We start from the raw sequence: 21,732 nt of genomic DNA, 5'->3' as shown, positions 1-21,732 counted from the left end.
GAATCGATCGACGACGAGGGCCGCCCGGGAACTCCCGGGCGGCCCTCGTCGCGCGTATGCCTACTGTCCGGGGTCGACCCGCGTGATGATCGTCGTGCTGCGCAGCTGGATCTTGAGCCGCTCCCGCAGCCCGTCCGGCGCGTGCTCGCCGCCGCACTTGCGGTTCACCAGGGACTTGACCTTCTCCTCGATGCCATAGGCCTCGAAGCAGGATCCGCAGTCCTCCATGTGCCGCTTCAGCCGGGCGCGCGTCGTCTCGTCGCACTCGTTGTCGAGCATCAGCCACACGTCCGCGATCACCGCGGAGCAGTCCAACCGCTCGAACTCGTCCTGCTCGCTCACCGGGTCGCCTCCTGCTCCTGCGCCGCCGCCGACGCCGCGGCGCCGCTCCGGTTGAATCCACGTTCTCGTGCCACGTCGGCCAGCAGCCCACGCAGCTGCTTGCGCCCGCGATGCAGGCGGGACATCACGGTACCGATGGGCGTGCCCATGATCTCCGCGATCTCCTTGTAGGGGAAGCCCTCGACGTCGGCGTAGTACACCGCCATCCGGAACTCCTCGGGCAGCTCCTGCAGGGCCGCCTTGATGTCGTCGTCGGGCAGGGCGTCGAGCGCCTCCACCTCCGCGGACCGCAGGCCCTGCGAGGTGTGCTCGGCGGTGGCCGCGAGCTGCCAGTCGGTGATCTCGTCCGTCGGGTACTGCGCAGGCTGACGCTGCTTCTTGCGGTACGAGTTGATGTAGGTGTTGGTCAGGATCCGGTACATCCAGGCCTTGAGGTTCGTGCCCTCCTTGAAGGAGCGGAACGCCGAATAGGCCTTGATGTAGGTCTCCTGGACCAGGTCCTCCGCGTCGGCCGGGTTGCGGGTCATCCGCAGCGCCGCGCCGTAGAGCTGATCCAGCAGCGGCAGCGCATCGCGCTCGAACCGCGCGGTCAGATCGCCGCCCGACTCGTCCTGCGGTGGCTGATCGTTCTCGGGCCGGTCGTCAGGCACGCTGATCCCTTCGCTCGCCATAGGGATCAAGGCTACCGCTACCCGGTCGAGGGGACTGCGGTCAGCGGGGCGCTCGAGGCACTGCACCGACACCTACGACTCCTTTCGAGAGGGACCAACGTGCTGGGTGTAACGCCGGTCCACAGCGTTGTGTTCCCGGCTCACTAGAGTCGGCGCCATGGCCGGTACCTCGACCCCCGCGACCCAGGCGCTCTCCAAGGGCAAGATCGCGCACCGCGTGCACAGCTACGAGCACGACTCCGCCAACGCCTCCTACGGGGCAGAGGCGGTGGACGCACTGGCCGGGCAGCTCGGACTCGAGCCGGCGCAGATCCTCAAGACCCTGGTGATCAAGACCTCGGACGGCAAGCTGGCGGTCGCCGTGCTCCCGGTCCCCGAGAAGCTCTCCCTCAAGGCCGCGGCTGCCGCACTGGGGTCGAGCAAGGCGGTCATGGCCGAGCAGGCCGAGGCGCAGCGGTCCACCGGCTACGTGCTCGGCGGCATCTCCCCGCTCGGTCAGCGCAAGCGGCTGCCGACCGTGATCGACGCCTCCGCCGCGAACTGGGACCGGGTGCTGTGCAGCGCGGGCAGGCGCGGGCTGGAGATAGACCTGGACCCGGCCGACCTGGTCCGGCTGACCGGTGCGGTGCTCGCCCCGATCACCGCGGGCTGACCAGAAATACTCGGGCCCCGGCGACGGTTGCACCACGAGGCGCTCATCCCGCCGACGACAGTCATCTCCCGAACAAAGGCGGCACCACCGTGACGGTTCCACTCTCCATCCTCGATCTGGCGCACATCGGCGAGGGCGAGAGCGCAGGCGACAGTTTCCGGTCGAGCGTGGAGATGGCGCAGCGCGCCGAGCAGTGGGGCTACCGGCGGATCTGGTACGCCGAGCACCACAACATGCCGTCCATCGCGTCCTCGGCCACCAGCGTGCTGATCGCGCACATCGCGGCCCACACGCAGCGGATCCGCCTCGGCGCAGGCGGCATCATGCTGCCCAACCACGCGCCGCTGACCATCGCCGAACAGTTCGGCACCCTCGCCGAACTGCACCCCGGCCGGATCGACCTCGGGCTCGGCCGCGCACCGGGCAGCGACCAGAAGACCATGCGGGCGCTGCGCCGCGACCCCGCGTCCGCGGAGTCGTTCCCGCAGGACGTGCTGGAGCTGCAGGGCTACCTGACCGGTCCGTCGCGGATCCCGGGGATCGAGGCGACGCCGGGCAAGGGCACGAACGTGCCGCTGTACGTCCTCGGTTCGTCCCTGTTCGGCGCCAAACTCGCCGCCGCGCTTGGACTTCCGTACGCATTCGCATCGCACTTCGCCCCCAACGCGCTGCTCGACGCCCTCGCGATCTACCGCCGCGAGTTCCGCCCCTCGGCCCAGCTCTCCCAGCCCTACGTGATCGCCGCCGTCAACGTCATCGCGGCGGACACCCAGGACGAGGCGGACCGGCTGTTCCTCGAGACCAAGCGCAAGCGGGTCGGGCTGTTCGTCGGTCGGGGACGGACCTTCACCCCCGACGAGGCGGACATGATCCTCGAATCCCCCGCCGGCCAACAGGTGCTGCAGATGGTGCGGTACTCGGCCGTCGGGACGCTCACCGTGGTGCGTGAGTACCTGGACCGATTCGGTGAGGAGACCGCCGCCGACGAGCTGATGGTCGTCTCCTCGGCGACCGACCGCGCGGCCTGGCTGCGCTCGCTCGAGCTGGTGGCCGAGGTCAGCGACCTGTCCTCACAGCAGGGTGATCTGCTCGCCGACCGCTGACCCCGGCGCCCCGACCGGCGCGATCAGCTCCGGACCGTCGTTCCTGACGCTGTTCACCCGATCCGACACCCGCCGGATCTCGATGCCCGCCGCGACCGCCTCGTCGATCGGGTCCAACAGGTCGTCGGGTGCGTCCGCGTCCGGGTCGAGCCAGCTCTGCCACCGATCGGGCGTGAGGATCAGCGGCATCCGGTCGTGGATCGACTGCAGCGAGCCGACGGAGTCCGTGGTCAGGATCGTGACGCTGAGCAGTGGTGGGCCGTCGGCGTCCCGGTCCCGCCACACCGACCAGAGGCCGGCCGCGTACATCCGGGAGCCGTCGGTCGGGGTCATGAAGTACGGCACCTTCACAGCCTTGCCCTTCGCCGCCGGTTCCGTCAGCCACTCGTACCAGCCGTCCATCGGCACCAGGGCGCGCTTGGTCTTCAGCGCCGTGCGGAAGGCGGGCTTGGTTGCGGCGGTGTCCGCGCGGGCATTGAACAGCGGCGCGCCCTTCGCAGGACGGCTGACATTGCCCGAGGCTGCGCCCGAGGAGCTCGGTGCCGCCGCCTTGGTCCATGGCGGGATCAGGCCCCACCGCATCCGCCGGATACGACGGGTCGGAGTGTCGTCCGGGTGCTCGTGCGAGTGCCTGCTCACCACGGCGAGCACCGGGTCGGTCGGTGCCACGTTGTAGCTCTCGGCCGGCTCGCGCGCACCCCCGGGACCGGACGTCTCGTCGATCGCATCCAACTCGACCGCGAGCAGCGCCGGGTCGACCGTCGTCGCATATCTGCCGCACATACGACCATTGTGTCTCGCACCACCGACACTCTGGGAAGATGGTGCACGTGAGTCTGTGGAGAGCACCCGTCGCCGCATCGCCCGTGCATGCGTCCGTGACCCTGCCCGGGTCCAAGTCGATCACCAACAGGGCGCTGATCCTGGCCGCGCTCGCCTCCGGTCCGTCGACGATCACCGGCGCGCTGCGCAGCCGCGACACCGACCTGATGATCGACGCCCTGCGCGCCCTCGGCGTGCGGATCGACGACGGCGACGAGCCCACCACCCTGCGCGTGACCCCCGGGCCCCTTGGCTCCGCCGCCGTCGACTGCGGCCTGGCGGGCACCGTGATGCGGTTCCTGCCGCCGCTCGCAGCGCTGTCCGACGGCACCGTCGAGTTCGACGGCGACGAGCAGGCCCGCACCCGGCCCCTGAACACCATCCTCGACGCGCTGCGCGGTCTCGGCGTCGACATCGACGGCGACGGCCTGCCCTTCACCGTGAACGGGCACGGCAAGGTCTCGGGGGGCGTCGTGACCATCGATGCCTCGGGTTCGTCCCAGTTCGTCTCCGGGCTCCTGCTCTCCGCCGCGCGCTTCGACGACGGCATCACCGTGCGCCACGAGGGCCGTTCGGTGCCCTCGATGCCGCACATCGACATGACCGTGGAGATGCTCCGGGAGGCGGGGGTTCTGGTCCAGACCCCCCGCGACGGCGGCGACGCCGACACCTGGCGCGTGTCCCCCGGGCCCGTCGACGCGGTCGACTGGGTGATCGAGCCCGACCTGTCCAATGCCACCGCGTTTCTCGCCGCGGCCGCGGTGACCGGCGGCTCGGTCAGCGTGCCGCTGTGGCCGGACCGCACCACGCAGCCGGGCGACGCCATCCGCGGCATCCTCACCGAGATGGGCGCCGAAGTGTCGCTGGCGAATTCGACGCTGACCGTGCGCGGGCCGCGTAGCCTTCGTGGCATCGACGTTGACCTGCACGACATCGGCGAACTCACCCCCACCGTCGCGGCCCTGGCCGCCCTGGCGGACGGGCCGTCAACGCTGCGCGGGATCGCCCACCTGCGCGGTCACGAGACCGACCGCCTCGCCGCCCTGCGGACCGAGATCAACAATCTCGGCGGTGCCGTCACCGAGACCGAGGACGGGCTGCACATCGAGCCGCGCCCGCTGCACGGGGGCGCGTGGCACTCCTACGCCGACCACCGGATGGCGACCGCGGGAGCGATCCTGGGCCTGGTGGCGCCGGGCGTGGAGATCGAGGACATCGGCACCACGGCCAAGACCCTGCCCGGATTCGAGAACCTGTGGGCGACGATGTTGAACCAAAGCAGCGCCGACCAGACCGGAGCGCCCTCCTGACTGCGCGCCGGTACGACGAGTCCGATGTCCGGGTCCGCCCGGGCAAGGGTTCGCGTCCGCGCACCAAGACCAGGCCGGAACACAAGGGCGCCGAGACGGCGATGGTCGTCTCCGTGGATCGCGGGCGATGGGGTTGCGTCCTCGGCGACGATCCGGACCGCCTGGTGGTCGCCATGCGCGCTCGCGAGCTCGGCCGGACGCCCATCGTGGTTGGCGACCAGGTGGGCGTGGTCGGCGACGTCTCCGGCCGCACCGACACGCTGGCCCGCATCGTGCGCGTCGAGGAGCGCTCGACGGTGTTGCGGCGGACGGCCGACGACACCGATCCGTTCGAGCGGATCGTGGTGGCCAACGCCTCCCAGCTGCTGATCGTGGTCGCCCTGGCTGACCCGCCGCCCCGCACCGGATTCGTCGAGCGGGCTCTCGTCGCCGCCTACGTCGGTGGGCTGGCGCCGATCCTCTGCCTGACCAAGGGCGATCTGGCCGACCACGCGGAGTTCGCCGCCGCCTTCGCCGATCTGGACGTGCCGGTGATCCTCGCCGGCCAGGACGATCCGCTCGGACCGGTCAAGGACGCGCTCGCCGGAAAGGTCACCGCACTGATCGGCCACTCGGGCGTCGGGAAGTCGACCCTCGTCAATCGCCTTGTGCCCGATGCCGATCGGGCCACCGGCGTGGTCTCCGGCGTCGGCAAGGGTCGGCACACCTCGACCCAGTCGGTGGCCCTGCCGCTGCCCGATGCCACGGGGAGCGGACGCTCCGGTGGCTGGGTGGTCGACACGCCAGGAATCCGCTCGTTCGGCCTGGCACACATCTCGCCCGACGACGTGCTCGGCGCGTTCACCGACCTGGCGGCAGCCATCGAGGACTGCCCGCGCGGCTGCAGCCACCTGGGCCCGCCCGCCGACCCCGAGTGCGCGCTGGACCGCCTCGAGGGCGAGGCCGCCCGCCGGGTCGCCGCCGTGCGATTGCTGCTGGTTGCGCTCAATTCCAACGAGGCCTGGTAACGGTTTCGTCACCGGACAAGGTCACGGTCGGGTCAACTCCCCCGTGAAATCCCATGTTTGTAGTAATCGTGTTTTTACACTGTTTGGGCTCGACCTGATTCGAATCACTTCAAGGTCAAGACACACCGGGATCACCCGATCTCACCGTCACGACACAAGGAGTTTCAGATGGGTAGTGCAGAAGTCATCCTCGCCGCCGGATCGTCCATCATCGGCGACATCCAGAGCATTTTCGGAACGTTGCTCGACACCGGCTCGGCATTGGTCGGGTCCTAGCAAAGCAAAGTGACGTGAGTGCCCCGTCACCGCGGGGCACTCACGTCACCTTCCACAGATCAGTTCAGCGGGAGAACAGTCCCCGCACGGTCCTGCGCTTCTTCGCCTCACGGATGGCGGTGCGCAGACCGCGACTACGGCCGGTGACCGGATCCACCGTCAGCACCGCCTTGGTCCCCTCCCACTTGCGCTCCGAGGCGGTCTCCGGCGCATCGTCGGTGGTGTCGCGCAGGTACTGGTTGGGCAGTGACAGCTTGGCGATCGTCCGCCAGGCCTTCGCGTACTGAACCAGCAGGGGGCCAGTGGTGTAGGGCAGGTCGTACTTGTCGCAGAGCGCCCGCACCCGCACCGCGATCTCGGCGTACCGGTTCGACGGCAGGTCGGGGAAGATGTGGTGCTCGATCTGGTAGCTGAGGTTGCCGGTCATGAAGTCCATCACCGGGCCGCCGCTGATGTTGGCGCTGCCGAGCATCTGCCGCAGGTACCACTGGGCCTGGGTCTCGTTGTCGACATCGTCCTTGGTGAACTTCTCGGCGCCGTCCGGGAAGTGTCCACAGAAGATCACCGCGTTGGTCCACACGTTCCTGATCATGTTCGCGGTCAGGTTCGCGGTCATCGTCGACTTCCACGCCTTGCCGGTCAGGGCAGGGAACAGGACGTAGTCCTTGGCGAGCTGCTTGCCGACCTTCTCACTGACCTCGCGCAGCTTGCGCTTGGTCTCGGCGCGGTCGTCGCGTCCCATGGCGACCTTGCCCAGCTCGACGTGTTGCGCGGCGATGCCGAACTCGAAGAACAAGGCCAGCACGGTGTTGTACGCGATGTTGCCTGCGTTGAACGGCTTCCATCGCTGGTCCCGCGTGACACGGAGCAGGCCGTATCCCACGTCGTCGTCCATGCCGAGGATGTTGGTGTACTTGTGGTGCAGGTAGTTGTGCGTCTGCTTCCAGTGCGCCGACGGCCCGACGACGTCCCACTCCCAGGTGCTCGAGTGCACCTCGGGATCGTTCATCCAGTCCCACTGGCCGTGCATGACGTTGTGGCCGAGCTCCATGTTCTCGATGATCTTCGCCGTGCCGAGCAGTCCGGCGCCCAGCAGCCACAACGGGCGCTTTCGGCTGCCGAACAGGACGGCCCGGCCCGCGACCTCGAGGCCGCGCTGCAGGCGGATGGTGTTGCGCAGGTAGCGGGCATCCCGCTCGCCGCGCGACTCCTCGATGTCGCGGCGGATCGCGTCCAGCTCGATACCGAGCGCTTCCACATCCGCCTCGGTAAGGTGCGCGTATTCCTTGACGTCCGCAATCGCCATTCCGGCTCTCCCCGCAGTCGATCAGTTCCCTTGGTTCCGACCTACCGTACCGTAAGTTACGGCTGCGTAGGTTACCTGGACCGAGGTGTGATCCAACTCACGGGGAGAGCTCAGCGACGACGCTGGCGGAGCTCGCGCAGCGCCGACCTCAGGCCGCTGCGCCTGCCGGTGACCGGGTCGACCCGAAGCGGATTCAGCGATCCCTCCGAGCGGAACTTGCGCTCCGAACTGGTCTCCGGCGCGTCGTCGGAAGTGGCCGTCAGGAACCGGTCCGGCAGGGCCAGCTTGTGAATCGTCCTGAGCGCCAACAGGTACTGGCGCGCCAACGAGCCCGTCGTGTACGGCAGGTCGTACTTGTCGCACAACGCCTGCACCCGGACCGACACCTCACGGAGCCGATTGCTCGGCAGATCCGGGAACAGGTGGTGCTCGATCTGGAAGCTGAGGTTGCCGCTCATGAACGCCATCACCCGGCCCGCCTTGAAGTTGGCGCTGCCGAGCATCTGCCGCAGGTACCACTCGGGCTTCGTCTCGTTGCGGTACTGCTCGACGGTGAACTTCTCCGCCCCGTCCGGGAAATGCCCGCAGAAGATCACCGCGTACGCCCACAGATTCCTGGCGAGGTTGGCGGTCGCGTTCGCGGTCAGCGTGTGCTTCCACGCCGGACCGGTCAGCGCCGGGAACAGCACGAAGTCCTTCGCGACCTGCTTGGCGGCCTTCGCGTAGAACTCCCGATTCAGCTGGGCGACGTTGGCGCCGCCGCGCTTGAGGTCCTCGGCCTTGGCGCTCCCCAAGTCGTGCATCGCGATGCCCCACTCGAAGGTGGTCGCGAGCAGCACGTTCGCCGCGGGCTGCATCAGGTTGATCGGCCGCCACGGCTCATCGCGGGTCATCCGGAGGATCCCGAATCCCACGTCATGGTCCATCCCGACGATATTGGTGTACGTGTGGTGCGAGTAGTTGTGCGCGCGCTTCCACTGCGACGTCGGACCGGTCATGTCCCACTCCCACGTGGTGGAGTGGATCTCCGGATCGTTCATCCAGTCCCACTGGCCGTGCACCACGTTGTGGCCGAGCTCCATGTTCTCGATGCACTTGGCAAGGGCCAGCATGGTGGTGCCCGCAAACCAAGCCGGCCGGTACTTGCTGCCGAACAGGGTCAGCCGGCCGCCGACCTCGAGGACGCGCTGGAGCCGGATGACATTGCGGATGTACCGCGCATCGCGCTCACCGCGCGAATCCTCGATGTCGCGGCGGATCTCGTCGAGCTCGCGCCCGAGCGCCTCGATGTCGGCTTCGGTGAGGTGTGAGAATTCTTTGATGTCCGTGATGGCCATCAGGGCCCTCCGATGGGGATAGATAGATTGCCTGCGGAGGCCCCCGCGGCGTATCCGATACCGACAACGATAGCCGACATCCGTGAACTCGAGATGACGAAGAACCTAGAGGTCAAAGGTGCAGTCACCAGCAGCCGAGGCGATGCATGTCTGCACCCGCTCGCCCTCGCCGTGTTCGCGCCCGGACCGCAGATCCCGGGTGTGACCGGCGACGAGGGGAACCACACAGGTCTGGCAGATTCCCATCCGGCACCCGAACGGCATCTGGACCCCGACCTTCTCTCCGGCCTCGAGCAGGGTGGTCGCGCCGTCGATCTCGATGCTGCGGCCCGTCTTGGTGAAGGTCACCGTGCCGCCCTGCCCGGCGTCGTCCGCGCGCGAGATCGCGAACCGCTCGGTATGAAGCCGGTCGGCGAGACCCTCCTCCTGCCAGACGCGTTCGATCTCGTCGAGCATCGGCGTCGGCCCGCACGCCCAGGTCTGCCGCTCGCGCCAATCCGGGTACAGCGCGTCGAGGTCCGCCAGCCGGAACCGGCCACCGGTCCTGGTGTGCTGGACCTGGGAGACGAAATTGGGATGCGACTCGTGCAGCGCCGACAACTCCTCGCCGAACATCACGTCCTCGGCGGTCGGCGCGGAATGCACGTGCACCACGTCCGGCAGCTCGTCTCGGCGGACCATCGCGCGCAGCATCGCCATCACGGGGGTGATGCCGCTGCCCGCGGTGAGGAAGAGGATCTTCTCCGGCGGCGGCTCCGGGAGCGCGAAGTTGCCCTGCGGCGCGGCCAGCCGGATCACGGTCCCCGAGGGCACGCCGTTGATCAGGTGGCTCGACAGCTTGCCCTCCGGCATCGCCTTGACCGCGATCGAGATCCGCTTCTTCTCCCAGTTCGGCGGGGAGGTCAGCGAGTACGACCGCCAGTGGAATCGTCCGTCCACGAGCAGTCCGATGCCGATGTACTGGCCCGGCTGGTAGTCGAAGTCGAAGCCCCACCCGGGCTTGATCACGAGGGTTGCCGAGTCCGCGGTCTCCTTGCGGACCTCGATGACCTTGCCGCGCAGCTCGCGCGCCGACCACAGCGGGTTCGCCAGGTGCAGGAAGTCGTCCGGCAGCAGGGGCGTCGTCACCCGCGTCACCGCTCCGCGCAGCATGTTCAGCTTCGGCCGGCGGGGCGCCGAGATATCGGCAGCAGGCGCCTCGAGCCAGTTCCTCAAACCCATCAACAATCCATCCACTCGCGTAGGTTACGGAACCGTAGGTTACCTACACGCGTGCCCTGCTGTCACGCGGACCGTCACAACAGATCGAGTAAGAATGCGAGCTCCTGGGTGGCATACCAGGCCAACTCGTGATCCTCGGCGTCACCGAGCACGAACTCGGCGTCCGCATCACCCAGATCGGCCGCGTCGATCGCCTCGACCGCCTTGGCGATCGCCGGCTCCGCCTCCGCGAGATCGACATGGACCGACGCGACCTCGGCGAGGGTCACCGGCGCCGCCAACCGGACAACGGCGTCGTCGAGATCGGGCCGCAGCTTCACCTCGTCCACGTCGGCGGCGATGACCGCGCGGCGCTGGTTGCTCGCGACGCCCTCGTCATCGTCCTCGGCGGCCAGCAGTCGCAGCGAGGCACGTGCCGCCTCCGTCATCGCGACCTCGGCCAGCTCATCGTCGTCGCCGGAGGCGTACGCCTCGCGCAGCGCCGGGGTGACCGCGAACGCGGTGCGGCTCACCGGATCGAACTCCTGGTCCGCGACCAACCTCTGCAACATCGCGATGGTCGCCGGGATGTAGACCCTCATGCGTAATCCTTATGTAGTGGCATCCAACAGCTCCTCGAGCGACTCGTACAGAAGCGCCGTCACCACATCCACGTCGGACATCGCATCGCGGTCGGCATTCAAACCGTAGTAGACGTGGCCGTTATATGACGTCAGGCCGACACTGAGCGTCTGATTCTTCAGCAACGGCGACACCGGATACATCTCGAGAACCTTCGCCCCGCCCAGGTACAGCGGGGACTGCGGGCCGGGCGCATTGGTGATCATCAGGTTGAACACCCGTTGCGAGAGCCCACTGGCCACCCGCAGGCCCATCGCGTGCAGGGTCGCAGGCGCGAGACCGGACATCCGGGCCAGCGGCAGCGCGGCCGACCTGTTCTGCTTCGTGTGTGCCTCGGTGGCGTGCGCGATGTGCGAGAGCCGCACCACGGGGTTCAGCTCCCCCACCGGCAGGTCGACAAGGAACGAGGACACCCCGCGCTCGGCGACCCCGGAATCGACCGCCATCGGCACCAGCGCACGCACCGTGGTGAACGCGGTGACCGGCTCGCCACGGGACAGCAACCAGTTCCGCAGCGCCCCGGTCAGCACCGCCAGGATCGCGTCGTTGACCGTGCACGAGTACTTGTCACGGACGGCCCGGTAGTCCGCAAGGGACGTCTTCGCGACCGCGAATCGCCGGTTCCGGGAGATCGGCGCGTTCAGCGGGCTGGTGGGCGCCGTGTGCGCGGCGGTCCGGACCACCGCGGCGATGTTGCCTGCCACCTCGGCCGCCGTCCCGATCAGGTCGCCGACCGCCATCCGGAGGGTGGCCGCACCCTCGCTCGGGCGCGCGACCATCTCCGCGACGGCGTCGAGCACCAGCTCCGCCTCGCGCGGTTCGCGACGCGGCATCCACAGTTCCTCGATCGGCGGCGGCGGCGTCTTCGTCGGGTCGAGCAGCACCTGGCCGATCTCGAGCGCGTGCTCGCCGTCCACCAGCGAGGAGTGCGATTTGGTGAAGATCGCCACCCGGTTCTTGGACAGCCCCTCCACGAGGTACATCTCCCACAGCGGCCGGGACCGGTCCAGCGGTCGCGAGGTCAGTCGCGCCACCAGGTCGTGCAACTGCTCGTCGGACCCCGGCTTCGGCAGGGCCGAACGCCGAACGTGATAGGTGATGTCGAAGTCCCTGTCGTCCACCCACACCGGACGGGCGAGGCCGAACGCCACCTCCCGCACCCGCTGCCGATATCGCGGCACCAGCGCGAGCCGGTTCTCGACGCGGGTCAGCAGGTCCTCGTAGTCGAGACCCGACCGCGGCGGCTGCAGGATCGACAGCGAACCGAGATGCATCGGGGTGTTGCTCGCCTCGAGGAAATAGAACGACGCGTCGAGAGTGGTCAACCTGTTCACCATTGCACCGGCACCCCCTGCCCGAGATCGAAGAGTATCCGCAGTTCCTTTGCCGTGGTCTCCGCGTCCACGTGGTGTACCCCGACCATCCCAGACTCGGCGGCGCCGCGGACGTTGACCGCGAGGTCGTCCACGAACACGCAGTCCACCGGTGCCAGTCCGAGACGATCCGCGGTCAACCGGTAGATCCGAGGGTCGGGCTTGGCCATTCCGACGTCGCCGGAGAGCACCACCTCGTCGACCAGAACCCCGTTGCCGAGCCCGCGCAGGTCCGCGCCCGCAGGCCCGCCGGGATCGTTGCTGAGGATGGCCGAGCGGACCCCGACCGCGCGCAGTGCCCCGATGATCGCGGTCAGTCCCGCGCGGTCCGAGCCCGGCCCGGCCAGCACGCCGCCGAAGTCCACCACCAACCCTTGCATCCGCCCACCCTATGGCTCCGGGAACATCCGCGCGCGACGAGGTTCGCGAGAACCCGCGCGCCGCTTCCTGATCCGTGCGATCCTTCAGTCCGTCCGGCCTCTCCTCGGACTCGGCACCGCTGCCCGGCGACTCGTCACGAGCCGCCCGTCGAGACAGGAGACGTCCCTCATGCGTGACACCCACAGGTTCTTGACCCAGGCCCCTCGATGCGAACCGCCCATTGCGGGCCGGACGGAGCCTCGAGCGGCCGCACACCGCGCTCCGACCCGCTCGCCGCACAGCGGTCGATCCCCCGTCAGCGGCCGCGGTCACGGGAGGCCACCGGCCGAGGCCGTCGCCATCGACCCCGACGCGCAACGGTTCGCCGAGCACGCCCTCCGGCTGACGCTCGAGGTACTCGACCGTCGGCGTCCCCCCGCGCAACTGCGGCCGCTGCTGGCGCCGGCGCTGGTCGGGCTCGTCGGCACGCTGGCCCAGCGACCCCTGCCCGCCCGAGGGCTCGGCGTCGCCTGCCTGGGCCGCGTACATCTGCGACCGAGCGGTGCCGACTCCGCCGAGGTGTTCGGCAGCTACTCGCGCGGGCCGCGGATGTTCGCCGTCGCGGCCCGCCTCGAACGCACGCCAGCCGCCCTCGGATGGGGCGGCTGGCGTGTCACATCACTTCAGGTCGGCTGAGGCCGTCACTTCTTGCGCTTGGACCGTCCGGCCTGTCGGCGCTCGCGTCGGGAACCCTCGCCGGCACCCGCGGCGGTCCGGCGGACCTGAGCGTTGCCGTCCTCGGCGGGACCCGAGTAGGTCAGCCTGGTCTCCTCCGACGCATCGAGCCCCTTGGCACGCAGCGCGGCAGGCGCGGCAGGGGCCGCGGGAGCGGGCTCCTCGGTCGGCAGCACGGCGGGCGCCTGACGCGCCGCGGTGGCGGCGGCCGTCCAACCCGAGTGCTCCGGTTCGGCCGCGGGCGCGGCCTCGACCTGAAGGTTGAACAGGAATCCGACCGACTCCTCCTTCAGCCCCTCCAGCATTGCGGTGAACATGTCGAAGCCCTCGCGCTGGTATTCGACCAGCGGGTCACGCTGGGCCATCGCCCGCAGGCCGATGCCCTCCTTGAGGTAGTCCATCTCGTAGAGGTGCTCACGCCACTTGCGGTCGAGAACCGACAGCAGCACGCGACGCTCGAGTTCACGCATCCCGTTCTCGCCTGCGATCTCGTCGATCTGTCGCTCGCGCGCGTCGTAGGCCGCCCGCACGTCCGCCAGCAGCGCCTCGCGCAGTTCCTCGCGGGTGAGATCGCCGCGCTCGCCGATCTCGGTCTCGCCGGTCAGCTCCTTGTGGTCGATGCCGACCGGGTACAGCGTCTTGAGCGCCGTCCACAGCTGCTCGAGGTCCCAATCCTCCACATAGCCCTCAGCAGTGGCGCCGTCGACGTAGGCGGTGACCACGTCGGTGATCATGCCCTCGACCTGGCCCTCCATGTCCTCGCCCTCGAGGATCTGGCGACGCTCGGCGTAGATGACCGTGCGCTGCTGGTTCATCACCTCGTCGTACTTCAGGACGTTCTTGCGGATCTCGAAGTTCTGCTGCTCTACCTGCGTCTGCGCGCTCTTGATGGCCTTGGAGACCATCTTCGCCTCGATCGGCACGTCGTCGGGAAGGTTGAGGCGCGTCATGATCGACTCCAGCGCGGCACCGTTGAACCGTCGCATCAGCTCGTCGCCGAGCGACAGGTAGAAGCGGGACTCGCCCGGGTCGCCCTGGCGGCCGGAACGGCCTCGGAGCTGGTTGTCGATGCGGCGCGACTCGTGCCGCTCGGTGCCGAGCACGTACAGTCCGCCGGCCTCGCGCACATCCTCCGCGTCGGCCTTGACCTGGGCCTTGACCTCCTCGAGGGCGGGCTCCCACGCGGCCTCGTACTCGTCGGGGGTCTCGACCGGGTCCAGCCCCTGCTTGCGCAGATGCAGGTCGGCGAGGATGTCGGGGTTTCCGCCCAGCACGACGTCGGTGCCACGGCCGGCCATGTTGGTGGCCACGGTGACCGCACCGGTGCGGCCGGCCTCGGCGACGATGGTCGCCTCCTGCTCATGGAACTTCGCGTTGAGGACGCTGTGCGCGACGCCGCGCTTGGTGAACTGCTTCGACAGGTACTCGGAGCGCTCGACGCTGGTGGTACCGATGAGGACCGGCTGGCCCTTCGCGTGGCGCTCGGCGACATCGTCTACGACGGCGGCGAACTTCGCCTCCTCGGTCTTGTAGATCAGGTCGCCCTGGTCGACTCGGACCATCGGACGGTTCGTCGGGATCGGGATCACGCCGAGGCCGTAGGTCTGGTGCAACTCGGCGGCTTCCGTCTCGGCCGTACCGGTCATGCCCGAGAGCTTGTCGTAGAGACGGAAGTAGTTCTGCAGGGTGATCGTGGCGAGCGTCTGGTTCTCGGCCTTGATCTCGACCTTTTCCTTGGCCTCGATGGCCTGGTGCATGCCCTCGTTGTAGCGGCGTCCGACCAGGATGCGTCCGGTGAACTCGTCGACGATGATGACCTCGCCGTCGCGGACGATGTAGTCCTTGTCCTTCTGGTAGAGCTCCTTGGCCTTGACGGCGTTGTTCAGGTAGCTGACCAGCGGCGAGTTCGCGGCCTCGTAGAGGTTGTCGATGCCGAGCTGATCCTCGACGAGTTCGACGCCCGCCTCGTGCACGCCGACAGTGCGCTTCTTGATGTCGACCTCGTAGTGCACATCGCGCTTGAGCAGCGGCGCGATGCGGGCGAACTCGCCGTACCACTTGCTGGAGGCGTCGGCCGGGCCGGAGATGATCAGCGGCGTGCGGGCCTCGTCGATGAGGATCGAGTCGACCTCGTCGACGATGGCGAAGTTGTGGCCGCGCTGCACCAGGTCGTCGAGGCTGTGCGTCATGTTGTCGCGCAGGTAGTCGAAGCCGAACTCGTTGTTGGTGCCGTAGGTGATGTCGGCCGCGTACGCCGAGCGCCGCTCGGCCGGGGTCATCCCCGACAGGATCACGCTGGTGTCGAGTCCGAGGAAGCGGTGCACACGGCCCATCCACTCGGAGTCGCGCTTGGCCAGGTAGTCGTTGACCGTGACCACGTGCACGCCGTCGCCCGCGATCGCGTTGAGGTAGGCCGGGAGCACACAGGTGAGGGTCTTGCCCTCACCGGTCTTCATCTCGGCGACGTTCCCGAAGTGCAGCGCCGCGCCGCCCATGACCTGGACGGTGTAGTGCTTCTGGCCGAGCACCCGCCAGGAAGCCTCCCGTGCCGCGGCGAACGCCTCGGGCAGCAGCTCGTCGAGGGTCTCCCCGCGGGCGTACCGCTCCCGGAACTCCGCAGTCTTCGCGTGGAGTTCGGCGTCGGACAGGGCCTCCACGTCGGGCGAGAGGGTGGATACGTGCTCGGCGATGTGCTTGAGCCGCTTGACCATGCGACCTTCACCAACACGGAGCAGCTTCGAAAGCGACAACGACGGCACGGGCTTAAACGTCCTCAATCCTCGGCGGGCAGGTGGTGTACATGGTGGAGCCGGTCGGGAGAGTTCTCTCCCAACCGGCTCCATGGTAGGCGTTAACTCAATTGACCGGGGTCAGGCCAGTCGGATCAGGCCATAGTCGAACGCGTGTCGCCGGTAGACGACAGAGGGCCGATCCGATTCCTTGTCGTGGAACAGGAAGAAGTCGTGGCCGACCAGTTCCATCTCGTACAGGGCGTCATCGACGCTCATCGGTGCTGCGGTGTGCACCTTGGTCCGCACGACCTGACCTGGGCCGTCGGGCGGCGCGGTCTCGGATTCGAGTGACAGGTCGGGCGAAATCGCCAGGGAATCGTCCTCGGCGAGCGCCGCGGTCGCCTCGGCCACCGAGACCGGTGTCTTGTCGCCGTAGTGGACGCGGCGCCGATCCTTGGTGCGGCGCAGTCTGCTCTCCAGCTTGGTGGTCACGCCCTCGAATGCCGCGTAGAAACTGTCGGCGGTGGCCTCAGCCCTGGCGACGGGGCCCTTGCCCCTGGCGGTGATCTCGACGCGCTGGCAGCTCTTGGCCTGCCGTCGATTGCGCTCGTGATAGAGCTCCACATCGAAGAGGTAGATCGTGGGATCGAAGCGCTCGAGCCGAGCCAGCTTCTCTGAGACATACACACGGAAGTGGTCGGGGACCTCGACATTGCGGCCCTTCACCACAATGTCGGCGCGCGGGCCGTCAGGCTGCCCGGCCGAGTCCGTCTCTTCTTCGAAAAAAACCGAGGCTTTTGAAGGGTTCGTCACGGTACCTCCAGGTTACGGCCGTGTCACCGCGGTGACAGTCGGCGGGTGATCTGCGCCGGGAGGGGACCGCCCGGCGCCAGGTTTGGGGTATCACCTCCCGCCCGTGTCGTCGGTTGTGTTGGCGACGCTAGTCCGAGTTGGACGCGAGTGCCAGCGTTCTCCCCGATTGATTCATGCGGCGCCGATCACAAGCACGGCATCGACCCTGACACCGCTCCCGGCGAGCACCCGCACGGACTCCGCGGCCGTCGCCCCGGTCGTCAGAACGTCGTCGACGAGCACCACGCAAGCAGACCGGCCGGTTCGCGCACCGGGGGCCACCACGATCCGACCCGACAGGTTCTCGACGCGCGCCCGCGCCGAGAGTCCGACCGAATCCCGAACTCCCCGAGCAAGTTTCAGAATCGGCAACACCGCAACCGGTTCGGGCGACAGCGCCGACACCGCCGCGAGCGCCGCCCGGGTCACCGGGTCTCCCCCACGCACCCGCGCCGCCCTCGCCCGGGTCGGCGCCGGCACCAAGGCCAATCCGGCGAGTTCCGGCGGGTCGATCTCGCCGAGTTCTCGAAGCCGCCCAAGAGCACCGGCCAGCGCCTGCCCCAGCGGCCTCGCCAGGTCCCGGCGTCCGCGCTCCTTGGCGGCGATCACCGCGCTCCGTCGCGGACCCGTGTACCGCCCCAGCGCCCAGGCCGGAACCCCCGGATCGAGCCGGGGAGCGAGCCGCACCGGATCGCCCGACAGCTCCGCCCGGCAGCGGTCACACCAATCGGTGCCGACCGCCCCGCAGCCGCCGCACTCGCGGGGCAGGATCAGGTCGACGAGCGCGCGCATGCACCGCAGTGTGCACCCGCGCTACGACAGTCAGCCGGGCAGCACGGGGGTGGCCTTGACACCGGTCAGTCCGGGCACCTCACGCCAGTACCGATCGGACGCCGGGTCGTTGTTGTTGAGCTGGAACACCCCGCGCGCGTCTCCGACGAACACCGTCGTCGGGGAGGCGTCGACGGAGTCCACCGGCGACGTCAGGTTCCGGCTCGGCAGCGCGTCCATCCGGGAGCCGTCCTGCGACACCATGACCACCGGGATCTCGGACGCCGCCCGGACCACCACCACGGAGTCGGCACCACTCCAGTCCAGAGCCACCGCCGGGCTGCCGAGACCGACCGCGGCCGGCCGTGGATTCGTGAGCTGATACTGGCCGTCCGGACGACGCTCTGCGGTCGCCACGTACACCTTGCCGTCGACGATGATCGCCGCCCGCACCCCGTCTCGGGACAGCCGCAGTTCGGTGATGGACCCGCCCAGCCCGGCGATCGCGGCCGAGTCGACGGGCTGAACGGACATCTGGCCTGCCGGGTCCCGCTCGGCGCGCACCACCCGGGAACCGTCCACCACCGCCCAGATGGACCCGTTGTCGGGCGACCAGGTGGGCCTGGTGATGGACCCGCCCTGGAGCAGCGGCACCGCGTCACCGTCGATCGGTCCCGCCATCAGCGTCCGGACCGTCCCGGACGCCCGTCCCGCCGCCGACACGCCCGCAGCCCATCTGCCGTCCCGGGACAACGCGATCGACTCGAGGCTCGTCGCCGAGCCGAAGTAGCCGGGCCTCGGCGACACGCCGGTATCGGTCACGCTGACCAACGCCCCGTCCCGCAGCGCGTTCAGCCCGACGACCCCGCTCACCGAGGCGGTCGGGTTGGTCGAGGCGACGTCGGCGGTGCTCCATCCCTGTGGGAACCGCTCGTCGAGCGGCTTGCCGTCCGCGAGCAGCACATACGGCCCGGAGATCTCGGCCGTGGCGAGGGTCCACACGACCTGCGCCGCCAGCAGCTCGCGCTGGTGCTGGTCGAGTCCCTGCGCGCCCTGGAAGTCGATGCGGACGCCGCCGAACCCGATGCCGACGCCCTCGGTGCGGCCGTCGGCCTTGGTGACCGGCCCGCGCCGCGACAGGCCTGCCAGCTCGTTCTCGACCGCGTTCGCCAGCACCGCCTTGGGGCCCGCGATCAGCAGGTCCACCAGCCGCTCCGGGAGGTTCTCCTGGCGCGCCGAGATCCAGCGCAGGTCGGGAACCACCATGTTCTCGCCGGGAGCGACGAAGTACAGGGCGTTGCGCTGATAGGTCTTGAGAAACTGCGGCCGGTCCATGATCACGCCGGGCGGGAGTTCGTCGATCCGCCACTGACCGTCGGTTCGGTGCAGGTGGACCTTGGCCTCGAAACTCCCCTCGGTCGCCTGATAGGAGCCGCCGGGTTCGAGCTGACCGACCTTGTTCGCGCGGATGGTGAAGGTGGCCGTGTCGCCATTGCGCTGTTCCTCGAGCACGTCCACCTTGTCGACGATGGTCGTGCTCGCGGCGTCGTCCCAGCGCTCCGCCGCGGCCGGGGTCAGGAACTGGCGTGCCGCGGCATGCCGGTTCAGCGGGTCCGTGCTGGCCGCGAAGAAGTCCCGCAGCAGCAGGTTCGGCTCGCGGCCGGGCAGCGGCACCGGCACCTCCCCGGTGACAGGGCTGGGCGCGATGGTGCCGATCGCCTGCGGGGTGGACGAGTCGGGGAGGCTGGCGCAGCCGGCAAGCAGGAAAACCGACGCCAGCGCCGCGGCGATTCGTACCCTCATGGCCGCTCCCTGAGCATCGGCACGCTGCTCGCCTCATCCGGGTCGAGCGACTCGCTCCGCGTCTCGAGCCCGTCGTCGGATCGGGCGGTCCCCGGAATCGGCTGACCCTGAGCGTGTTTGCGGGTCGACGGCTTCAGCGGCAGCGGACTGCTGGTGATCTTGTGGCCGCGCACCAGGGGCAGCGTCAACCGGAAGCATGCGCCCTCCCCCGGCTCGCCCCACGCCTCGAGTCGGCCGTCGTGCAGCCGCGCGTCCTCGAGGCTGATGGCCAGGCCGAGCCCGGTTCCCCCGGAGCGGCGCACCCGGGATGGGTCCGACCGCCAGAACCTGTTGAACACCAGCTTCTCCTCGCCTGGGCGAAGTCCGATCCCCTGATCCCGCACGATGAACGCCGCCGCGTCGGCATCCGCGCGCAGCCGCAGCAACACCGGCTTGCCCTCCCCGTGGTCGATCGCGTTGGCGAGCAGGTTCCGCAGGATGCGCTCGACCCGGCGCGGATCTACGGACGCGATCACCGGCTCGTCCGGCAGATCGAGGATCAGCTCGGTCGAGGACTCACGGGCGAGATGACGGATCGTCGACACCGCGGCCCGCGCGCTCATCCGCAGGTCGAGTTGTTCGTTGGACAGCTCGGCGACGCCCGCGTCGTGGCGGCTGATCTCCAGCAGGTCGTTCAGCAGCGACTCGAACCGGTCCAGCTCGGCGACGAGCAGCTGGGAGGAACGCCGCATCGCCGGATCCAGGTCCGCACTGCCGTCGTGGATCAACTCGGCGGCCATCCGCACGGTGGTCAGCGGGGTCCGCAGCTCGTGGCTCACATCCGAGGTGAACCGCTTCTGCAGGTTGCCGAACTCCTCGAGCTGAGTGATCTGTTTGGACAGGCTCTCCGCCATGTCGTTGAAGGAGACGGCCAACCTGGCCATGTCGTCCTCGCCGCGGACCGGCATCCGTTCCTTGAGCCTGCCGTCCGCGAAGCGCTCCGCGATCCGCGAAGCCGACCGGATCGGGAGCACCACCTGACGCGCGACCAACATCGAGATCGCGGCCAGCAACACCAACAGCACCGCGCCGCCGATGAGCATCGTGCCGCGCATCAGCGACAGGCTCTTCTCCTCGGCCGCCAGCGGGAACACCAGGTACAGCTGCAGGCCGGCAACGTCGGACGCCACCGGGCTGCCGACGATCAGCGCCGGACCGGAGTAGCCCTCCGGATCCGAGACCGTCGCGAACTGGTAGCTGACCTGATCCTTCCTGACGAACTCTCGGAGGTTGTCCGGGATCTGCCCGATCGGGCCGCTCGACTCGGTTTGATGTGGCGGCACAGCCGGTGCCACCAGGACGGGAGTGAAGGTGCCCGCGGCGCCCGAGGCCGCGCCCGCATCACTCTCCCGATTCGTCAGCGCCGCGCGCGCCCCGTCGAGCTGGGTCTCGAGCGAGGTGCCGTCGTCGGCTCCCGCCAACTCGTTCTGCACGGTGCTTCGCGCACGGTCCATCTCCTCGGTGGCGGCGGTGATCTTCGCCTCGAGCAGCCGATCGGTGATCTGGCTGGTCAGCACCACGCCGAGAATGGTGATGACCACCAGCGACAGCGTCAGGGTCGAGACCACGACCCGGAGCTGCAGGGAACGCCGCCACAGATGCCCGAGCAAATGACTCAGGTCCTTGCAACGACGCAGCAGCGGCGTGAACGTTCCGTTGATACGCCGCCGCGTACGAGAGAATCGGATCACGGCGGTCCGGCCTTGTAGCCGACCCCCCTGACCGTGAGCACCACTTCGGGATTCTCAGGATCGGTTTCGACCTTGGCGCGCAGCCGCTGGACGTGGACGTTGACCAGGCGGGTGTCGGCGGCGTGGCGATATCCCCACACCTGCTCGAGCAGGACCTCGCGGGTGAAGACCTGGCGGGGCTTGCGGGCCAGGGCGACGAGGAGGTCGAACTCGAGGGGCGTGAGGGCGATGAGCTGGCCCTCACGGGTGACCTTGTGGGCGGGCACGTCGATGACGATGTCCGCGATGCTGAGCAGCTCGGCCGGCTCGTCCTCGGTGCGCCGTAGCCGGGCCCGCACGCGGGCGACGAGCTCCTTCGGCTTGAAGGGCTTCATGATGTAGTCGTCGGCACCCGACTCGAGCCCGAGCACCACATCGACGGTGTCCGTCTTGGCGGTCAGCATCACGATCGGGACCCCGGAATCGGCACGCAGCACCCGGCACACGTCGATGCCGTTCATCCCCGGCAGCATCAGGTCCAGGAGCACCAGGTCAGGTCGGATCTCTCGGACCGCGGTCAGCGCCTGCGTGCCGTCCCCGACGACGAAGGGCTCGAAGCCCTCCCCACGGAGCACGATGGTGAGCATCTCGGCCAGAGCCGTGTCGTCATCGACAACCAGAATGCGTGGCTTCATATCCCTATCGTGTCATCTCGGGACGCCGGAACCC

Annotated in this window: 20 protein-coding genes; 5 read left to right on the top strand and 15 right to left on the bottom strand. The window is 68.8% G+C overall.

All coding sequences use genetic code 11. The annotated features are described in order from the left end of the window. Positions 1 to 60: 60 nt before the first annotated feature. Both rsrA and JOE46_RS25955 read right to left on the bottom strand, forming a co-directional pair. Positions 61 to 342, bottom strand: a complete 282-nt coding sequence (gene rsrA / locus JOE46_RS25960; RefSeq protein WP_097210575.1) for a mycothiol system anti-sigma-R factor — start codon at positions 340 to 342, stop codon at positions 61 to 63. Beyond that, positions 339 to 1,013 carry a sigma-70 family RNA polymerase sigma factor gene (locus JOE46_RS25955; RefSeq protein WP_097210574.1) on the bottom strand — a complete coding sequence of 225 codons (675 nt, stop codon included), beginning with the start codon at positions 1,011 to 1,013 and terminating at the stop codon, positions 339 to 341. Before JOE46_RS25955 ends, rsrA begins: the two co-directional genes overlap by 4 nt. 157 nt (positions 1,014 to 1,170) lie before the next feature. On the opposite strand from JOE46_RS25955, the gene ybaK reads away from it, so the two are divergent. Together ybaK and JOE46_RS25945 are read left to right on the top strand one after the other, a co-directional pair. Next, the gene (ybaK, locus tag JOE46_RS25950; protein WP_209928850.1) at positions 1,171 to 1,665 is read left to right on the top strand and encodes a Cys-tRNA(Pro) deacylase; all 495 of its coding nucleotides are present in this window, start codon (positions 1,171 to 1,173) and stop codon (positions 1,663 to 1,665) included. A gap of 89 nt (positions 1,666 to 1,754) precedes the next feature. After that, positions 1,755 to 2,768: an LLM class flavin-dependent oxidoreductase gene (locus JOE46_RS25945; protein ID WP_209928849.1), complete on the top strand. Its 1,014-nt coding sequence runs from the start codon at positions 1,755 to 1,757 to the stop codon at positions 2,766 to 2,768. On the opposite strand, the gene JOE46_RS25940 is transcribed toward JOE46_RS25945, so the two are convergent. Beyond that, entirely contained in the window at positions 2,736 to 3,551 is an 816-nt protein-coding gene (locus tag JOE46_RS25940) for an SOS response-associated peptidase (RefSeq protein WP_209928847.1), read from the bottom strand. The genes JOE46_RS25945 and JOE46_RS25940 overlap by 33 nt on opposite strands. A gap of 38 nt (positions 3,552 to 3,589) precedes the next feature. On the opposite strand from JOE46_RS25940, the gene aroA reads away from it, so the two are divergent. Together aroA and rsgA are read left to right on the top strand one after the other, a co-directional pair. Further along, the gene (aroA, locus tag JOE46_RS25935) at positions 3,590 to 4,900 is read left to right on the top strand and encodes a 3-phosphoshikimate 1-carboxyvinyltransferase (RefSeq protein ID WP_209928846.1); all 1,311 of its coding nucleotides are present in this window, start codon (positions 3,590 to 3,592) and stop codon (positions 4,898 to 4,900) included. Continuing rightward, entirely contained in the window at positions 4,897 to 5,907 is a 1,011-nt protein-coding gene (rsgA, locus tag JOE46_RS25930; RefSeq protein ID WP_179800472.1) for a ribosome small subunit-dependent GTPase A, read from the top strand. The genes aroA and rsgA overlap by 4 nt, the downstream gene beginning before the upstream one ends. A 340-nt stretch (positions 5,908 to 6,247) precedes the next feature. Here rsgA and JOE46_RS25925 read toward each other — a convergent pair whose 3' ends face one another. The 6 genes from JOE46_RS25925 to JOE46_RS25900 form a co-directional block, all read right to left on the bottom strand. Continuing rightward, positions 6,248 to 7,489 carry a fatty acid desaturase gene (locus tag JOE46_RS25925; RefSeq protein WP_209928844.1) on the bottom strand — a complete coding sequence of 414 codons (1,242 nt, stop codon included), beginning with the start codon at positions 7,487 to 7,489 and terminating at the stop codon, positions 6,248 to 6,250. Between the two features lie 110 nt (positions 7,490 to 7,599). Next, a complete protein-coding gene (locus JOE46_RS25920; protein WP_097210567.1) occupies positions 7,600 to 8,826 on the bottom strand; it encodes a fatty acid desaturase in 1,227 nt (408 codons plus the stop codon). Between the two features lie 105 nt (positions 8,827 to 8,931). Next, a complete protein-coding gene (locus JOE46_RS25915) occupies positions 8,932 to 10,047 on the bottom strand; it encodes a ferredoxin reductase (protein ID WP_077041033.1) in 1,116 nt (371 codons plus the stop codon). A gap of 74 nt (positions 10,048 to 10,121) precedes the next feature. After that, on the bottom strand, positions 10,122 to 10,628 hold the full coding sequence (locus JOE46_RS25910; RefSeq protein ID WP_097210566.1) for a hypothetical protein: 507 nt from the start codon (positions 10,626 to 10,628) through the stop codon (positions 10,122 to 10,124). A gap of 9 nt (positions 10,629 to 10,637) precedes the next feature. After that, positions 10,638 to 12,005: a wax ester/triacylglycerol synthase family O-acyltransferase gene (locus JOE46_RS25905; protein ID WP_077041031.1), complete on the bottom strand. Its 1,368-nt coding sequence runs from the start codon at positions 12,003 to 12,005 to the stop codon at positions 10,638 to 10,640. After that, a complete protein-coding gene (locus JOE46_RS25900; protein ID WP_097210565.1) occupies positions 11,999 to 12,421 on the bottom strand; it encodes an HAD-IA family hydrolase in 423 nt (140 codons plus the stop codon). The genes JOE46_RS25905 and JOE46_RS25900 overlap by 7 nt, the downstream gene beginning before the upstream one ends. Positions 12,422 to 12,590: 169 nt before the next feature. Here JOE46_RS25900 and JOE46_RS25895 point away from each other — a divergent pair, with 169 nt between their 5' ends. Beyond that, positions 12,591 to 13,097: an Rv3235 family protein gene (locus tag JOE46_RS25895; RefSeq protein ID WP_097210564.1), complete on the top strand. Its 507-nt coding sequence runs from the start codon at positions 12,591 to 12,593 to the stop codon at positions 13,095 to 13,097. A gap of 5 nt (positions 13,098 to 13,102) precedes the next feature. Here JOE46_RS25895 and secA read toward each other — a convergent pair whose 3' ends face one another. The 6 genes from secA to mtrA all read right to left on the bottom strand — a co-directional run bounded on the left by secA (position 13,103) and on the right by mtrA (position 21,698). After that, the gene (secA, locus tag JOE46_RS25890; RefSeq protein ID WP_097210563.1) at positions 13,103 to 15,895 is read right to left on the bottom strand and encodes a preprotein translocase subunit SecA; all 2,793 of its coding nucleotides are present in this window, start codon (positions 15,893 to 15,895) and stop codon (positions 13,103 to 13,105) included. Between the two features lie 111 nt (positions 15,896 to 16,006). Then, complete coding sequence (hpf, locus tag JOE46_RS25885) at positions 16,007 to 16,681, bottom strand: ribosome hibernation-promoting factor, HPF/YfiA family (protein ID WP_097210562.1); 675 nt, start codon at positions 16,679 to 16,681, stop codon at positions 16,007 to 16,009. A 171-nt stretch (positions 16,682 to 16,852) separates the two neighbouring features. Continuing rightward, the gene (locus tag JOE46_RS25880) at positions 16,853 to 17,512 is read right to left on the bottom strand and encodes a ComF family protein (protein ID WP_097210561.1); all 660 of its coding nucleotides are present in this window, start codon (positions 17,510 to 17,512) and stop codon (positions 16,853 to 16,855) included. Positions 17,513 to 17,542: 30 nt separating this feature from the next. Further along, positions 17,543 to 19,294, bottom strand: a complete 1,752-nt coding sequence (gene lpqB / locus JOE46_RS25875; protein WP_097210560.1) for an MtrAB system accessory lipoprotein LpqB — start codon at positions 19,292 to 19,294, stop codon at positions 17,543 to 17,545. Next, positions 19,291 to 21,024 (bottom strand): MtrAB system histidine kinase MtrB, encoded by a 1,734-nt coding sequence (gene mtrB, locus JOE46_RS25870; RefSeq protein WP_209928843.1) that lies wholly within the window; start codon positions 21,022 to 21,024, stop codon positions 19,291 to 19,293. Before mtrB ends, lpqB begins: the two co-directional genes overlap by 4 nt. Next, positions 21,021 to 21,698 carry an MtrAB system response regulator MtrA gene (mtrA, locus tag JOE46_RS25865; protein ID WP_097210558.1) on the bottom strand — a complete coding sequence of 226 codons (678 nt, stop codon included), beginning with the start codon at positions 21,696 to 21,698 and terminating at the stop codon, positions 21,021 to 21,023. Before mtrA ends, mtrB begins: the two co-directional genes overlap by 4 nt. Between the last annotated feature and the right edge of the window lie 34 nt (positions 21,699 to 21,732).

The organism is Rhodococcus sp. PvR099, assembly GCF_017833315.1.
Lineage (GTDB): Bacteria > Actinomycetota > Actinomycetes > Mycobacteriales > Mycobacteriaceae > Rhodococcus_G > Rhodococcus_G oryzae.
Note: the sequence above shows the minus strand (reverse complement) of the source record. Positions and strands in the feature narration are given on the sequence as shown.

Excerpts from the sequence above, each read along its gene's own strand:
- JOE46_RS25955 (WP_097210574.1), bottom strand. The coding sequence starts at position 1,013 with ATGGCGAGCGAAGGGATCAGCGTGCCTGACGACCGGCCCGAGAACGAT.
- ybaK (WP_209928850.1), top strand. The coding sequence starts at position 1,171 with ATGGCCGGTACCTCGACCCCCGCGACCCAGGCGCTCTCCAAGGGCAAG.
- JOE46_RS25940 (WP_209928847.1), bottom strand. The coding sequence starts at position 3,551 with ATGTGCGGCAGATATGCGACGACGGTCGACCCGGCGCTGCTCGCGGTC.
- aroA (WP_209928846.1), top strand. The coding sequence starts at position 3,590 with ATGGTGCACGTGAGTCTGTGGAGAGCACCCGTCGCCGCATCGCCCGTG.
- JOE46_RS25925 (WP_209928844.1), bottom strand. The coding sequence starts at position 7,489 with ATGGCGATTGCGGACGTCAAGGAATACGCGCACCTTACCGAGGCGGAT.
- JOE46_RS25920 (WP_097210567.1), bottom strand. The coding sequence starts at position 8,826 with ATGGCCATCACGGACATCAAAGAATTCTCACACCTCACCGAAGCCGAC.
- JOE46_RS25915 (WP_077041033.1), bottom strand. The coding sequence starts at position 10,047 with ATGGGTTTGAGGAACTGGCTCGAGGCGCCTGCTGCCGATATCTCGGCG.
- JOE46_RS25910 (WP_097210566.1), bottom strand. The coding sequence starts at position 10,628 with ATGAGGGTCTACATCCCGGCGACCATCGCGATGTTGCAGAGGTTGGTC.
- JOE46_RS25905 (WP_077041031.1), bottom strand. The coding sequence starts at position 12,005 with ATGGTGAACAGGTTGACCACTCTCGACGCGTCGTTCTATTTCCTCGAG.
- JOE46_RS25900 (WP_097210565.1), bottom strand. The coding sequence starts at position 12,421 with ATGCAAGGGTTGGTGGTGGACTTCGGCGGCGTGCTGGCCGGGCCGGGC.
- JOE46_RS25895 (WP_097210564.1), top strand. The coding sequence starts at position 12,591 with ATGCGTGACACCCACAGGTTCTTGACCCAGGCCCCTCGATGCGAACCG.
- JOE46_RS25880 (WP_097210561.1), bottom strand. The coding sequence starts at position 17,512 with ATGCGCGCGCTCGTCGACCTGATCCTGCCCCGCGAGTGCGGCGGCTGC.
- lpqB (WP_097210560.1), bottom strand. The coding sequence starts at position 19,294 with ATGAGGGTACGAATCGCCGCGGCGCTGGCGTCGGTTTTCCTGCTTGCC.
- mtrA (WP_097210558.1), bottom strand. The coding sequence starts at position 21,698 with ATGAAGCCACGCATTCTGGTTGTCGATGACGACACGGCTCTGGCCGAG.